The sequence below is a fragment of the Massilia eburnea genome (genome assembly GCF_050709955.1).
GTDB lineage: Bacteria > Pseudomonadota > Gammaproteobacteria > Burkholderiales > Burkholderiaceae_D > Rugamonas > Rugamonas eburnea_A.
Genome location: NZ_JBNZFX010000023.1, coordinates 132,255 through 145,981 on the forward strand (window position 1 = coordinate 132,255; position 13,727 = coordinate 145,981).

Below are 13,727 nucleotides of genomic sequence, written 5' to 3' on the forward strand. Positions count from 1 at the left end.
GAAGTCGGCGACAGCGGACTCTGACGACTGCTTGAATGTACGCGAGCGCCTTCTTCGCGGCGCGAGCTATTCCAGTACAGTGAGTGCCGTCAGGCCGGTGCAATACCGATCGTACTCGCCGTCAAAATTTGGCTAATGGCTTCTCGCGGGGCGGGGCGGCCGAGGAGGTAGCCTTGGGCCACGTTGCAGCCGTATTGCTTCAAGAGTTCGAGCTGCTCGCTGGTTTCAACGCCTTCCGCCACTACGATCATTTTCAGACCGTGCGCCATGGCGATGATGGCGCGTGTGATGGCGGCGTTTTCGCTGTCCTGCGGCAGGCCGCTGATAAAACTTTTATCGATCTTCAGCGCGCGCACATCGAAGCGTTTCAGGTAGCTCATCGACGAGTAGCCGGTGCCGAAATCATCGATCGACAAGAACACGCCGATGCCGCGCAACTGCTCCAGCGTGGCCAGCGTGGCCAGGGCGTTGTCCATCAAGGTGCCTTCGGTCAGCTCCAGTTCCAGCAGGTAGGGATCGAGGCCCGTGTCCTGCAGCACGGCCAGTACGGTCTGCGCCAGGTTTTCATCCTTGAATTGGCGCGCAGAGAGGTTGACGGCCATGCGCACCGGCCGCTCGCATTCGCGCTGCCAGTCGCGCGCCTGGTTGCAGGCGGTACGCAGTACCCATTCCCCGATCGGAACGATCAAGCCGGTTTCCTCGGCCAGCGGGATGAATTCCGTTGGCGGGATGATGCCGTGCTCGGGATGGCGCCAGCGTATCAGCGCTTCCACCCCGACGATGCGGGTGGTGGCTACGTCTACCTGCGGTTGGTACAGAAGGTATAGCTCGTTGTTCTGTAGCGCCTTGCGCAATCCCACCTCCAACTTTACGTGGCTCATGATCTGCATCGTCAGGGAGGAGCTGTACAACTTGGCGTTGTTCTTGCCGCAGTTCTTGGCGTGGTACATGGCGGTGTCGGCGTACTTGAGCAGCGAAGTGCAGTCTTCGCCGTCCTCCGGGTAAAGTGAGATGCCGATGCTGGCGGTGACGAAGATTTCGTGGCCGTCCAGGTTGAATGGCCGGCGCATGGCGTCCTTTACCCGATGCGCGACGGTGAGCGCATCGTCCACCCGCTCGATGTCGGGCAGCAGGATGGTGAACTCATCGCCGCCCAGGCGCGCAAGGCTGCACAGGTGGTCGCTGGGACGGATGGTCTCGCGCAGGCGCTCGGTAACGATTTGCAGCAGCAGGTCGCCGACGTTGTGGCCCAGCGTGTCGTTGATGCGCTTGAACGAGTCGAGGTCCATGAACAGGATCGCGAACTTGCGCTGTTCGCGCTGCGAGCGCTCCAATTCATGCTCCAGCGTTTCCAGGAAGGCCTGGCGGTTGGGGATGCCGGTCAGGCTGTCGCAATAGGCCAGCTTGCGAATCTGTTCCTCGGTGCGTTTGCGTTCGCTGATGTCGCGCACCAGGCCGAGGACTTCACCGGATGCGGTGCCGACCAGCCGCGCTTCGAAGTGGTGACTGATGGCGTCGCGCGTCAACTCGTAATCGACCGAATGCACGGAGCTGGAATGCAGCACGGCCGATAGCTGATCCAGCATGCGGTTTGCGATAGGGGCGGGCAGCACGTCGCGGATGTGGCGGCCCACGCATTCGCGGCTGGCGAAATCGGCGCCAGGCTCGTGGCCTTGTTCGTAATCGAGATAGTACCCGTCTGCGCTGAGACGGAAGAAGGTGTCCGGAATGGCTGCCAGCACGGCGCGGTTATGCGCATCGGCGATGCGCAGGCGGGCGATGGCGTCGCTGGCACGCAGCACGTACAGCACGCGGTGACCGAGGATCGGCCAGTTGATCGGCTTGGAGACGAAATCGGTGGCGCCGGCTTCATACGCTTGGGTGACGGCTTCCAGGTCGTCGCTGCCGGTGACCATGATGACGGGCACGTGGGACGAGCTTTCCAGCTTGCGGATGGCGCGGCAGACGGAGAAGCCGTCGAGCAGCGGCATGTCGACGTCGAGCAACACCAGGTCGGGCGCGTTGTCGCGGAAGCTGGTCACGGCGGCGCGGCCATCGCTCGCTTCCACGGCGTCGAGCCCGACCTGGGCCAGCATTTCAAGCATCAACAGGCGCATGACGGGATCGTCATCGGCCACCAGCACGGTGCCGCGTTTGGGGGAATAGAGCGCTGCCATGATGTCATGCTCCCTTCGGCAGGATGAGGCTGAGCGAATGCCGCACTGACTGGAATTCGCGCTCCAGCTGCGCTATCTGGCCTGCCGCGCCGCCGGTCTGGCCGGCGCGAGCCATTTGTTCCAGGTCCTTGAACAGCTTTGCCAGCATGTCGGCGCCGACGTTGGCGCTGCTGGATTTCAGGCTGTGGGCGGTCTTTCGGATGGTGGCCGGGTCGTTTTCCGCGACCGCTTCGTGCAGTGCTGCGAGCTGGCGGGGCGTGTCTTGCAGGAAGGTGGCCAGCACGCGGTGCAGCAATAGTTCGCCTTGGTCCGTGCTGAGTGCGCGGATGGCATCAAGCGCGAGCGGATTGATGGCGGCGGCCGGGGATGCGGCGGGGACGGCCGGCGAGTCGGGCGCGCGCGTTGGACGTGGCAGGGCGATCCAGCGCCCAAGCGTGTCGGCCAGCGCCTGTTGCGAGAACGGCTTGCTGATGTAATCGTCCATGCCTGCCGCCAGGCAGCGCTCGCGGTCGCCCTGCAGGGCGTTGGCGGTGATGGCGACGATCGGTGTGGTCCGTGTTCGGCCGCGCTGCTGCTCCAGCCGGCGGATTTCGGCAGTGGCGGCCATGCCGTCCATGACCGGCATCATGCAGTCCATCAGCACCAGGTCGTAATCGCCAGCGCGCACGGCGGCAAGCGCTTCTTCGCCATTGGCGGCGCATGCCACTTCCACGCCCAATCCGCGCAGCATGGCCGATGCCACCTCTACGTTCACCGGATTATCCTCCGCCAGCAAGGCGCGCGGCCGCTGGCCATGCCGCGGCCTCAGCGACGCCTGCGACGGCGGTGCGCCGGCCAGTGACGTCACGCCCACTCCTTCATTGGCGCGCACCGGCGTCACGATGCAGTCATACAGGTCGGGCTCGCGCACGGGTTTAATGAGCTTGGAAGGCCACGCCTGCGGCGCGGCGCTGCACCTGGTCCGCCGCATTGCGCTCGGAAGCCAGCATGATCAGCCGCACTGGCGAAATATCGGGATCGGATTTGATCTCGGCCGCCAATGCCAGCCCGCCGATATCGTCCAGGCCCATGTCGAGCAGCGCCACGTCGTAAGGAGTTCCGCGCGCTGCGGCCGCGTGTAGTTCGCGCAAGGCATCCGCCGCACTGGGCGCGCAACTGCCCTTCAGATGCCAGCGTGCCAGCAGGCGTTGCAGTGCCAGCGCACTCTCGGCATGCCGGTCGACCCACCAGCGCGCGCAAGCCCTTGGTCGGCTTCTGCTGGAAGCCCGCGTCGTCCGCATCGACGCGCCGCTTGTCGAACTGCACCGTGAACCAGAACACCGAGCCGCGCCCCAGCGCATTGTCGACGCCGATGGTGCCGCCCATCAGTTCCACCAGCTGCTTGGAAATCGCCAGCCCCAGGCCGGTGCCGCCATGCTTGCGGGTGGTCGAGCCATCGCCCTGCGAGAAGGAATCGAAGATATGTGTCCGAGCCTCGCGCGACACGCCGATGCCGGTGTCGTGCACCTCGATCCTGAGCCGGGCCGACTGCGCGTCCTCTTGCGCCACGCGCACCGCCACCTTGATCAGGCCCTGGTCGGTGAACTTGACGGCGTTGCCCAGCAAGTTGACGATCACCTGCCGCAGCCGGTTCGGATCGCCGCAGATCGCCAGCGGAATATTGTTCGCTACCGCAAACTCCATTTCGATGCCCTTGGCCTGGGCCTGCGGCGCAAACACGTTTTCGATATCGTCCAGCAGCTCGCGCAGGTTGAAGTTGATGTATTCAACGGTCAGCTTGCCCGCTTCAACCTTGGAAAAGTCGAGGATGTCGTTGATGATCACCAGCAGGTGCTCGCCCGAGCGCCTTACCATGCTGGTGTAATGACGCTGGGTTTCGGTCAGCTCAGTGGCCGCCAGCAGCTCCGCCATGCCCAGCACGCCGTTCATCGGCGTGCGGATTTCATGCGACATATTGGCCAGGAAGGCGCTCTTGGCCTGGCTGGCCGCTTCCGCCGAGTCCTTGGCCTTTTCCAGTTGCGCCGTGCGGATGCTGACCTGCCGTTCCAGCTCTCCACGGTATTGCGCCAGCTTGGTGTCGCGGCTCTCGATCTGCGCCAGCATGCCGTTGAAGCTATCGATCAGCGTGCCCAGTTCATCGCTGCGCTGGTGTTGCACCTGGGCGTAGGTCTGGCTGCTGCTTACCCTGTCGGCCGCCGCGATCAGCTGCGCGATAGGCGCCGCAATGCCCTCGCGGAAGCGGGCCGACAGCACCAGCGCCAGCCCGAACGAGGACGCGGTGGCCGCCGCCGTAATGCCAAGGTTGCGCAGGATGCCAAGCCACAGCGAGGCTTGCCCCGCCTCGATCATGACTGCACCGATCACATGCTGGCGCACCCGCACCGGCCGGTAAAGCCGCAGCAGCGGCGCCCAGGGTGGCCCATCACGCTCGGCCAGTTCGCCGGAAGCCAGTTGCTTGAGGCGCGGCGCGTCCAGCGCATCGGGCGCCAGTTCGGGCCGGACCGGATAAGAGGCGAACAGCTTGCCATCCCGGTCGAACAGCGCGGCGCGCGTGATGTCGCTCTTGACTGCCAATGTGGCCAGGGCTTGTTCGGCCGTAGGCCGGTCGGCATAAAGCAGGGAAGCGACGCTGTTGGCGCCGATGACGTCAGCCAGCGAGGTAAGCTGCTTGCGTTCCTCGCTGGTGTGGGAAAGGATGGACGCGACGGCGAATGCCACGAACACCAGCAGCAGGGCGCTGCCGGTGGTGAGCACCGAGATGATGGTCAGTTTCTGGCTTAGGCCGGACCGTTCGAAGTTGAGCATTTTCGCCGCCGAAGGACGATTCCATCGGGCAAAGAATAAATGCTAAGAAATTCGACACTTTGATCTGGCTCTAACTTCCAGTCGCTAGCAGCAACCACCTCGCTTGCCGGCGCCGCCGTAGCGTGCCTCTTGACGCTCGCGGAAGAATTCCTCGTAGCTCATCACGGGCTCACCCGGGTGGGTGGTCTCGCGATGGGCGACGTAGGTATCGTATTCCGGCAGGCCGCACATCAGCCGCATGCTCTGTCCGAGGTAGCGGCCCGCCTTGACGATTTCGCCCAGCATGGCGTCACTTGGCCGCAGCGGCGTATTGGGCCGGGGCTTCGTTGTGGGTTGGGCGGCCGGCGTTCCAGGCCGCCAGCGCAGTGCGCACGCCGAACACCAGCACGCTGACCACGACGATCATGAAGAAGGCTGCCAGGCCTGCATCCAGGTAGTCGTTGAAGATCACCTGCTGCATCTGTTCCATCGACTTGGCCGGTGCCAGCAACTTGCCTTCGGCCAGGGAGGCCTGGTACTTCGCGGCGTGGGCCATGAAGCCGATCTTCGGATTGGCGTCGAAGATCTTCTGCCAGCCGGCGGTCAGGGTGCACAGCAGCAGCCAGATGGTCGGCAGGATGGTGACCCAGGCGTACTTGGCGCGCTTCATCTTGAACAGCACGCAGGTCGCCAGGATCAGCGCAATCGCAGCCAGCATCTGGTTGGCGATGCCGAACAGCGGCCACAAGGTGTTGATGCCGCCCAGCGGATCGACCACGCCCTGGTACAGGAAGTAGCCCCAGGCCGCCACGCACAGGCCGGTGGCCAGCAGGCTGGCGAGCACGGAATCGGTGCGCTTCAGCGACGGTGCGAAGGAGCCCAGCAAGTCCTGCAGCATGAAGCGGCCGGCGCGGGTGCCCGCATCGACAGCGGTCAGGATGAACAATGCTTCGAACAGGATGGCGAAGTGGTACCAGAACGCCATCATGGCTTTGCCGCCGACCACGTTCGACAGGATGTGCGCCATGCCCACCGCCAGGGTAGGTGCGCCGCCGGCACGCGAGATGATGGTGGATTCGCCCACGTCTTTGGCGGTCTGCGTCAGCATTTCTGGCGTGACGTAGAAGCCCCACTGGGAGATTGCCTGCGCCGCCGATTCCGCGGTGGTGCCAAGCAGCGCGACCGGGCTGTTCATCGCGAAGTACACGCCTGGCTCGATGGTCGAAGCGGCGATCAGCGCCATGATGGCGACAAAGGATTCCATCAGCATTGCACCGTAGCCGATGAAACGGGCATGGGTTTCGTTCTCGATCATCTTCGGCGTGGTACCGGAGGAAATCAGCGCGTGGAAGCCGGAAACGGCGCCGCAGGCGATGGTGATGAACAGGAAGGGGAACAGGTTGCCGGACCATACCGGGCCGGTGCCGTCGATGAATTTGGTCAGCGAAGGCATTTGCAGCATCGGCGACACGATCAGGATGCCCAGTGCCAGGCCGACGATGGTGCCGATCTTCAGGAAGGTGGACAGGTAGTCGCGCGGCGCCAGCAGCAGCCATACCGGCAGCACGGAAGCGATGAAGCCGTAGCCGATCAGCATCCAGGTCAGTTCAGTGCCGGAGAAGGTGAACATCGGCGCCAGGGCAGGGTTTTCCTGCACCCACTGGCCGCCGAAGATCGCCAGCATCAGCAGCACGAAGCCGATCAGCGACACCTCGCCGACGCGGCCCACCCGGATATAGCGGGAGTAGACGCCCATGAACAAGGCGATCGGGATGGTGGCCATCACGGTGAACGAGCCCCACGGCGAATGCGCCAGTGCTTTCACCACGATCAGCGCCAGTACGGCCAGGATGATCACCATGATCATGAAGGTGCCCAGCAGCGCGATATTGCCCGGTACCGGGCCCAGTTCGGACTTGATCAGGTCACCGAGCGAACGGCCGTCGCGGCGGGTGGAAATGAACAGCACCATGAAGTCCTGCACGGCGCCGGCGAAAACCACGCCAGCCAGGATCCACAGCATGCCGGGCAGGTAGCCCATTTGCGCCGCCAGCACGGGGCCGACCAGCGGGCCGGCGCCGGCGATTGCGGCGAAGTGGTGCCCGAACAGGACGTTCTTATTGGTCGGCACATAGTCCAGGCCATCGTTGTACTTGTAGGCCGGGGTCAGGCGGTCAGCCTCCAGGCCCATGACGTTCTTGGCAATAAACAGGCTGTAGAAGCGGTACGCGATCAGGTACACGCAAACGGCCGCAATCACCAGCCAGATGGCGCTGACAGGTTCGCCGCGCTTGAGTGCAATCACGCCCAAGGCGCTGGCGCCCAGCACGGACATCGCTGCCCAGCCAAATTTCTTCATAACGGGATTCATCGGGGTCTCCTCCAAGGATGAATGGCCAGTATTCAGGAATTGAATATCTGTCACAAGCGCACCACTACGCAAACGCCGTCCGTATAACTACGTAGGACAGGTGCACGGCAGCGGGCTTACAATCGCCGCATGAAGCTGCGGCAAAAGTTCCTGTTCCTGGCCATTGCGCCCCTGATCCTGGCCCTGTGCGCGATCTCCATCGCGGTGCGCTACCAGGCGACCACGCTCGCCCGCCAGCAGCGCGACACCATCCAGCAGGCCTACCTGGCCAGCAAGGAAGCGGAGCTCAAACACTACGTGACGCTGGCCAATCACTCGATTGCCCACCTGGTCAAATCGGGCCGCAACGACCCGGCCACGCTCGACGAAGCGAAACGCATCCTGTCCACGCTGAGTTTCGGCGACGACGGCTATTTCTTCGTCTACGACATGCAGGGCAATTCGCTGATGCACCCACGCCAGCCGGAACTGGTGGGCCAGAACCTGTTCATGCTGAAGGACCAGGAAGGCAATCCGACCATCCAGCGCCTGCTGGCCCGCGCCCGTGAAGGAGGAGGGCTGGAGCGCTACAACTGGGTCAAGCCGTCCACCCATAAGTCCGCGCCCAAGCTGGGCTACGTGATCCCGCTGCCGGAATGGGGCTGGATGCTGGGTACCGGCATCTACCTCGATGACGTCGATGCGGCGCTGGCCAAGGTCGACGCCCAGCAGCGCGGCAATATCCGCAACACCTTGCTGTGGATGGCGGCGATTGCGGCCATGGCGCTGGTGGCGGTCGGCGTTTCCGGCCTGGCGCTGAATATCCGCGAATACCGCGTGGCCGATGCCAAGCTCAAAGTGCTGGCGCAGCGCGTGGTCGAATCGCAGGAAGAGGAGAGGGCGCGGCTGTCGCGCGACCTGCACGACGGCATCAGCCAGTGGCTGGTGTCGATCAAGCTGCAGATCGAAGCGGGCATCATCCGTCTTGGCAATCCGGCGCAGCAAGACAAGGCCAAGGCGGCTTTCGAGCACACGGCGGAGCAGTTGAACAATGTGCTGGGCGAGGTGCGCCGCATCTCGCACAACCTGCGCCCGGCCATCCTGGACGACCTGGGCCTGGCTGCCGCGCTGGACCACCTGGCCGCCGAATTCCGCGTGCACATCGGTGTCGACGTGGCCTTCAGCGCCACCGGCTGCACCGACGGCCTGCCGGACGTGGCCAACACGGTGCTGTTCCGCATTGCGCAGGAAGCGCTGACCAATATCGAGCGCCACGCCGCGGCCACCAGCGTCAATATCGGCCTCGAGGGCGATGCTGAAGGCGTCACGCTGCGCATCGCCGACAACGGCAGCGGCTTCGATGCCGAGGGCATTGCCGGCCATCCGAAACGCGGCATCGGATTACGGAATATGATGGAGCGCATGGATGCGATCGGCGGCCAGTTCCGCATCGAATCCTCGCCCGCCGGCACCACGGTGCTGGCGCGAGTAGACAACAAAGGCAAAAAATGAGTGAGCTGCGGACAAGGATCCTGCTGGTAGACGATCACCCCCTCGTGCGCGACGGTTTGCGCGCAAGGCTGGAAGCGATGGCGCAGTTCGAAGTGGTAGCCGAGGCAGGCAGCGCGGCCGAAGCGCTGGACGCTGCGCAACTGCACAGTCCCGAGCTGGTCCTGATGGACATCAATATGCGCGGCACCAACGGCATCGAAGCCACCGCCTTGTTCAAGCGCCAATTCCCATCGATTGCGGTGCTGATCCTGTCGATGCACGACAAGCTGGAATACGTGACCCAGGCCATCCAGGCCGGCGCCCGCGGGTATGTGCTGAAAGATGCGCCGGGCAAGGATATTGTGGTCGCCATTGAAACCGTGATGGCGGGCGGTATCTACTACAGCGCCAACCTGGCGCAGCAGCTGGCCAAGCCCATGGCTCAGGATAACCAGCTCACCACGCGTGAAGCGGAGGTGCTGCGCCATCTCGCGAATGGTGAATCGAACAAGCATATTGCGCGCGAGCTGGACCTCAGCGTGCGCACGGTGGAAACTCACCGCCTTAACATAAAACGCAAGCTTGGCATCGAAGGTCAGGCAGAACTGATCAAGTTTGCCGTCCAACACGCACAATTCGACAAGTAGAAATTAGTAAAATAATCAGTAATGTATCGTTACCGATACAAAACTGGCAATTCGATTGTCTCCTCTACCACTCAAAAGCTGACTTTTGGGCAATTTCTGTTAGACTCCCCGAGTCTTGTAACACAGGGTGTCCGCGTGCGCTCAATGGTTGCTTTACATCAATAGACCATTTACCATTGTTAGTGTTACCACACCGAGATTCCGATGTTTGCGTTAAACCCGAAATCGTTACCGCTGGTGGGAATCAAGCCTGTCCTGGATACCCAAAACCACTGGGTAGGACTGGCTTTTCAACTGCCGGAAGCGGCTTCGCTGTCGACGCTGCAATCGCTCCTGGGCTGCCCTGAATCCGAAGCACTGGGTTCGCTCGATTACTTCATTCCCCTCGCCGATCCGTTCGCACTCGATGCCAGCCAGCTTGATGGCCTGCCGCTTGAGCGCATCGTATTCACGGTTCCTGCAGCATTGCTGGCCGACGAGGCGGTGCAGAAGCATTGCAAGCGGCTGGCCGAGCGCGGCCTGCGCTTGCTGGCCGACGGCGAAGCAGGCGTCGCCGCGGCCCAAGCCGGCATCCGCGGCCTCGATGTCGATTGCGCCGATGCGCTGCCCGGTACGCTGGCGATGATGTCGCTGCCTGGCCCGCACCTGGCCCGCAATGCCGTCGCCATCCGCGCCGATGAATGCCGCAAAGCCGGTTTCACCCTGTTCCGTGGCGAGTTGCCGCGCGCGCAGGCGCATGATGCGGGGCAGGGCGATGGCAGCACCCGCAAACGCCTGCTTGCCCTGCTTGGCCTGTTGGCGCAAGACGCAGATTCACGCGAACTGGAAGCACTGCTGAAGCAAGACCCGGCGCTGTCCTTCCAGTTGCTCAAGCTGGTGAATTCAGCGGCCTTCGCTCCGAACAGCAACCCAATCCACAATTTCGGCCAGGCCATCAACCTGCTGGGCCGCCGCCAACTGCAACGCTGGCTGCAGCTGCTGCTGTACGCGCGCCAGCAAGCCGACGGCCCGGCCAATGTCTTGCTGCCACTGGCTGCCCTGCGCGCCGCGCAGATGGAAGCCCTGTGCAAGCTGCGCGAATGCGAACGCGATGAACAGGACCAGGCCTTCCTGGTGGGCGTGTTCTCCCTGCTCGACGTGCTGCTGGCGATGCCGATGACCGACATCGTTTCGGCCCTGAACCTTGACCTGGACGTGGTCGCGGCGCTGCTGGACCGCAGTGGTCCGCTGGGCGAAATGCTGGCGCTGGTGGAAATGCACGAGCCTCAGGCGAGCGCGCTGCGCGACGTCGGCATCGACAACGAAACCTACTGGCGAAGTCTATTGCAGGCCTACCATTGGGCGTTGCAGGTCAGCAGGAACGTATAGGCATGCTCCAGCAACCGGTTGCCAACTTCCTCGCCAGCAGCGCCGCTGTGTGCGATGCGGTGCTGCGCCTGCGTGGCCGCGCGCTGGTTGAAGAGCTGGGCCGCATTGCGCGCGAGGTCACCGGCAGCCCGCACGGCCGCTACGTGCCGAGCGAGATGACGCCTGCCACCGGTTTGCCGGGATGGGAAAGCGGCCTGTCGCAACTGATCCAGTACGAGCACCAGTATTTCGGCCGCTTTGAAGTTTCCGGCCTCGACAACTACACTGAAACCAGCCGGCAGAACCTGGCCAGCCTGGCCAGCCTCGCCGGCAGCGTACTGCAGGTGCATTCAATAGCGCAGCGCACCACCCACGCTTATGTGCAAGTGGAAGCGCGCTTGCAGCACCAGACGCAAATACTGGACCAGATCCACGAATCGGTGCTGACCATGGACCTGAACGGCTTCATCACAAGCTGGAACAAGGGCGCCGAGCGCCTGTTCGGCTATTCGGCGGTGGAAGCGGTCGGCCGCAACATCATCTTCCTCTACGACGACGAAGACGAAGACCTGGGCGATGAATTCCTGGAGCAGGGCGGCCGCCTGATGGAAGTGCGACGCAAGAAGAAGAACGGCGATGTGTTCTGGGCCAGCCTGTCGCTGTCGCAGTTATGCGATATGGAAGACCGCTCGATCGGCCTGGTCGCCTACCTGACCGACATCACGGAGCGCAAGGAGGCGGAAGAGCGCATCCACCACTTGGCTTACTACGACGCGCTGACCAGCCTGCCGAATCGTTCGCTGCTGACCAAGCTGGTCGACCAGGCCATGACCGTGGCCCAGCGCAGCAAGGCGGATGGCTGCGTCATGTTCATCGACCTGAATCGCTTCAAGCTGATTAACGACACGCTGGGCCGAGCGGTCGGCGACGCGCTGCTGCGCGAAGTGTCGCAGCGCTTCCGCCTTGCGCTGCGCGACCAGGACGTGGTGGCACGCCTGTCCGGCGACGAATTCGCAGTCGGCCTGTTCGACATCCACCAGCATTACGAAGCCAGCATGGTGGCCAACAAGCTGCTGTCGGCGCTGAACGAACCGTTCCTGATCGATGGCCACGACCTGCGCGTCAGCGCCTCGATCGGCATCAGTGTCTATCCGCAGGACGGCAATGACGCCGAGACCCTGCTGCGCCTGGCCGATATCGCCATGTACCGCGCCAAGCAGAACGCATCGACGGATGGCGAACATATCGCCTTCTACAGCCAGGATATGAACAAGGGCATGCAGGAGCGCATGCGCATCGAATCCGGCCTGCGCCAGGCGCTTGGCAATGGACAGCTGCTACTGCACTACCAGCCCAAGTTTGAAATCAGCACCGGCAGGATCATCGGCGCCGAAGCGCTGGTGCGCTGGAAGCACCCCGAACGCGGCCTGGTGCCGCCGGCCGAATTCATCCCGTTGGCCGAAGCAACCGGCCTGGTGGTACAGGTTGGCGAATGGGTGCTGGAAGCAGCCTGCGCGCAGGCGCAGGCCTGGAAGGAAAAAGGCTTGCCGCCGGTACGGCTGGCGGTCAATGTATCGGCGCGCGAGTTCACCTCCGCGCTGCCGGGCCGCGTGATGGAAACGCTGCGCCGTTACGGCCTCGAACCATCGTGGCTGGAACTGGAAATCACCGAATCCACCCTGATGCACAATATCGAACGCGTGATCGGCATCATGGACCGCCTGACTGCGGCCGGCATCACACTGTCGCTGGACGATTTCGGCACCGGGTATTCCAGCCTGTCCTACCTCAAGCGATTCCCGATCGACACGCTGAAGATCGACCGCTCCTTCACCACCGGCATTCCGGTCGACAGCAACGACTGCGCGATTGCCAGCACCATCATCAGCATCGCCCAGCAACTGAATCACAGGGTGATCGCCGAAGGTGTGGAAACCCCGGAACAACTGGCCTTCCTGAAGGATTCCGGCTGCGACGAAGTGCAGGGCTATCTTTTCTCGCGTCCCTTGCCCGCGCTTGAATTCGAGAATGCGCTGCTGCAGAACTGGGCGCCGCCGGAACCCATCGCCGCCGCAGGCTGACCATGTTCCGCGCCACCGCCCTGGCACTGCTGATTTCTTGCTCCACGCAGGCAGCAGAACCGGCGCGCATCAAGTTTGGGCTGCAAGATGACATCGCCCCCTTCGTCATGCCCGACCGCCAAAGCGGCCTGCTGGTTGACGTCCTGCGCGAGGCAATGGCAACCCAGGCCATTACCGCCGAATTCTTTTATTTGCCGATGAAGCGCACCGACGATGCGCTGCGCAGCGGCCTGGTCGACGTCGCGACAAGTGGCAAGCCATCGATGACGCCAATTGGCGTGATCAGCCGCTGGCCCGTGACCAGCTTCCACAATATGGCGATCACGCGCCGCGCGGACTTGCCGCGCCTCGATTCGGTCGCCGACCTGTCCCGTTACCGTGTGACCGCCTTCAACGGCGCCAGCCGAATGCTGGGCGGCGGCTATCGCGAGGCCGTGCAAGGCAATCCGCGCTACTCGGAGCCGCTGACGCTGCCGTCCCCGCTGCTTGTCCTGAGGCAGGTGGATGTGGTGATCTCGCAGCGCGATATTTTCAACTACTACCTGAGCCGCCAGTCCTACCTGCGCGACGGCGACTTCGACCTGGTGTACCACGATATCCTCGGCAAGCCGAACGAATACTGGTTCATATTCCGCACCGCAGAACAGCGCGACAGCTTCGAGCGCGGCGTCGCTGCGCTGTACAAATCCGGTGAGATCGACCGCATCTTCGACCGCTACAACAAGTCCTACGGCACCTCGCGCGAATTTTTCCGTCCGATCGACTGCCAGTTCGCCGCCGTCAAGCCCAAGCCCTGCTAGCGTAGCGCGGCACTACTCGTTCACCTCGTGGCGCAGCGGCGCGCCGCCAC

10 protein-coding genes are annotated in these 13,727 nt (G+C 63.2%); 5 read left to right on the forward strand and 5 right to left on the reverse strand.

The genetic code is table 11. The features are described from left to right. Window positions 1-89: 89 nt before the first annotated feature. The 5 genes from ACQ4MM_RS13105 to ACQ4MM_RS13125 form a co-directional block, all read right to left on the reverse strand. On the reverse strand, window positions 90-2,177 hold the full coding sequence (locus tag ACQ4MM_RS13105; RefSeq protein WP_431477776.1) for a putative bifunctional diguanylate cyclase/phosphodiesterase: 2,088 nt from the start codon (window positions 2,175-2,177) through the stop codon (window positions 90-92). 4 nt (window positions 2,178-2,181) lie between these two features. After that, window positions 2,182-3,087 carry a response regulator gene (locus ACQ4MM_RS13110; protein WP_431477777.1) on the reverse strand — a complete coding sequence of 302 codons (906 nt, stop codon included), beginning with the start codon at window positions 3,085-3,087 and terminating at the stop codon, window positions 2,182-2,184. Next, window positions 3,054-4,982 (reverse strand): ATP-binding protein, encoded by a 1,929-nt coding sequence (locus ACQ4MM_RS13115; RefSeq protein ID WP_431477778.1) that lies wholly within the window; start codon window positions 4,980-4,982, stop codon window positions 3,054-3,056. The genes ACQ4MM_RS13110 and ACQ4MM_RS13115 overlap by 34 nt, the downstream gene beginning before the upstream one ends. 84 nt (window positions 4,983-5,066) lie before the next feature. Next, the gene (locus ACQ4MM_RS13120) at window positions 5,067-5,267 is read right to left on the reverse strand and encodes a YbdD/YjiX family protein (protein WP_130313223.1); all 201 of its coding nucleotides are present in this window, start codon (window positions 5,265-5,267) and stop codon (window positions 5,067-5,069) included. A 4-nt stretch (window positions 5,268-5,271) separates the two neighbouring features. Then, window positions 5,272-7,332, reverse strand: a complete 2,061-nt coding sequence (locus tag ACQ4MM_RS13125; RefSeq protein WP_431477779.1) for a carbon starvation CstA family protein — start codon at window positions 7,330-7,332, stop codon at window positions 5,272-5,274. 129 nt (window positions 7,333-7,461) lie between these two features. Between ACQ4MM_RS13125 and ACQ4MM_RS13130 the strand changes: the two genes are divergently transcribed. The 5 genes from ACQ4MM_RS13130 (at window position 7,462) to ACQ4MM_RS13150 (ending at window position 13,677) form a co-directional block, all read left to right on the forward strand. Further along, window positions 7,462-8,823, forward strand: coding sequence for a cache domain-containing protein (locus tag ACQ4MM_RS13130; RefSeq protein ID WP_431477780.1), 1,362 nt, complete (start codon window positions 7,462-7,464; stop codon window positions 8,821-8,823). After that, on the forward strand, window positions 8,820-9,449 hold the full coding sequence (locus ACQ4MM_RS13135) for a response regulator transcription factor (protein ID WP_431477781.1): 630 nt from the start codon (window positions 8,820-8,822) through the stop codon (window positions 9,447-9,449). The genes ACQ4MM_RS13130 and ACQ4MM_RS13135 overlap by 4 nt, the downstream gene beginning before the upstream one ends. A gap of 204 nt (window positions 9,450-9,653) precedes the next feature. Continuing rightward, window positions 9,654-10,817 carry an HDOD domain-containing protein gene (locus ACQ4MM_RS13140; RefSeq protein WP_431477782.1) on the forward strand — a complete coding sequence of 388 codons (1,164 nt, stop codon included), beginning with the start codon at window positions 9,654-9,656 and terminating at the stop codon, window positions 10,815-10,817. A gap of 2 nt (window positions 10,818-10,819) precedes the next feature. Next, entirely contained in the window at window positions 10,820-12,877 is a 2,058-nt protein-coding gene (locus ACQ4MM_RS13145) for a putative bifunctional diguanylate cyclase/phosphodiesterase (protein WP_431477783.1), read from the forward strand. A gap of 2 nt (window positions 12,878-12,879) precedes the next feature. After that, on the forward strand, window positions 12,880-13,677 hold the full coding sequence (locus tag ACQ4MM_RS13150) for a substrate-binding periplasmic protein (protein WP_431477784.1): 798 nt from the start codon (window positions 12,880-12,882) through the stop codon (window positions 13,675-13,677). The last annotated feature ends 50 nt before the right edge of the window (window positions 13,678-13,727 follow it).

Excerpts from the sequence above, each read along its gene's own strand:
- ACQ4MM_RS13105 (WP_431477776.1), bottom strand. The coding sequence starts at position 2,177 with ATGGCAGCGCTCTATTCCCCCAAACGCGGCACCGTGCTGGTGGCCGAT.
- ACQ4MM_RS13120 (WP_130313223.1), bottom strand. The coding sequence starts at position 5,267 with ATGCTGGGCGAAATCGTCAAGGCGGGCCGCTACCTCGGACAGAGCATG.
- ACQ4MM_RS13145 (WP_431477783.1), top strand. The coding sequence starts at position 10,820 with ATGCTCCAGCAACCGGTTGCCAACTTCCTCGCCAGCAGCGCCGCTGTG.
- ACQ4MM_RS13125 (WP_431477779.1), bottom strand. The coding sequence starts at position 7,332 with ATGAATCCCGTTATGAAGAAATTTGGCTGGGCAGCGATGTCCGTGCTG.
- ACQ4MM_RS13140 (WP_431477782.1), top strand. The coding sequence starts at position 9,654 with ATGTTTGCGTTAAACCCGAAATCGTTACCGCTGGTGGGAATCAAGCCT.
- ACQ4MM_RS13130 (WP_431477780.1), top strand. The coding sequence starts at position 7,462 with ATGAAGCTGCGGCAAAAGTTCCTGTTCCTGGCCATTGCGCCCCTGATC.
- ACQ4MM_RS13135 (WP_431477781.1), top strand. The coding sequence starts at position 8,820 with ATGAGTGAGCTGCGGACAAGGATCCTGCTGGTAGACGATCACCCCCTC.
- ACQ4MM_RS13150 (WP_431477784.1), top strand. The coding sequence starts at position 12,880 with ATGTTCCGCGCCACCGCCCTGGCACTGCTGATTTCTTGCTCCACGCAG.
- ACQ4MM_RS13115 (WP_431477778.1), bottom strand. The coding sequence starts at position 4,982 with ATGCTCAACTTCGAACGGTCCGGCCTAAGCCAGAAACTGACCATCATC.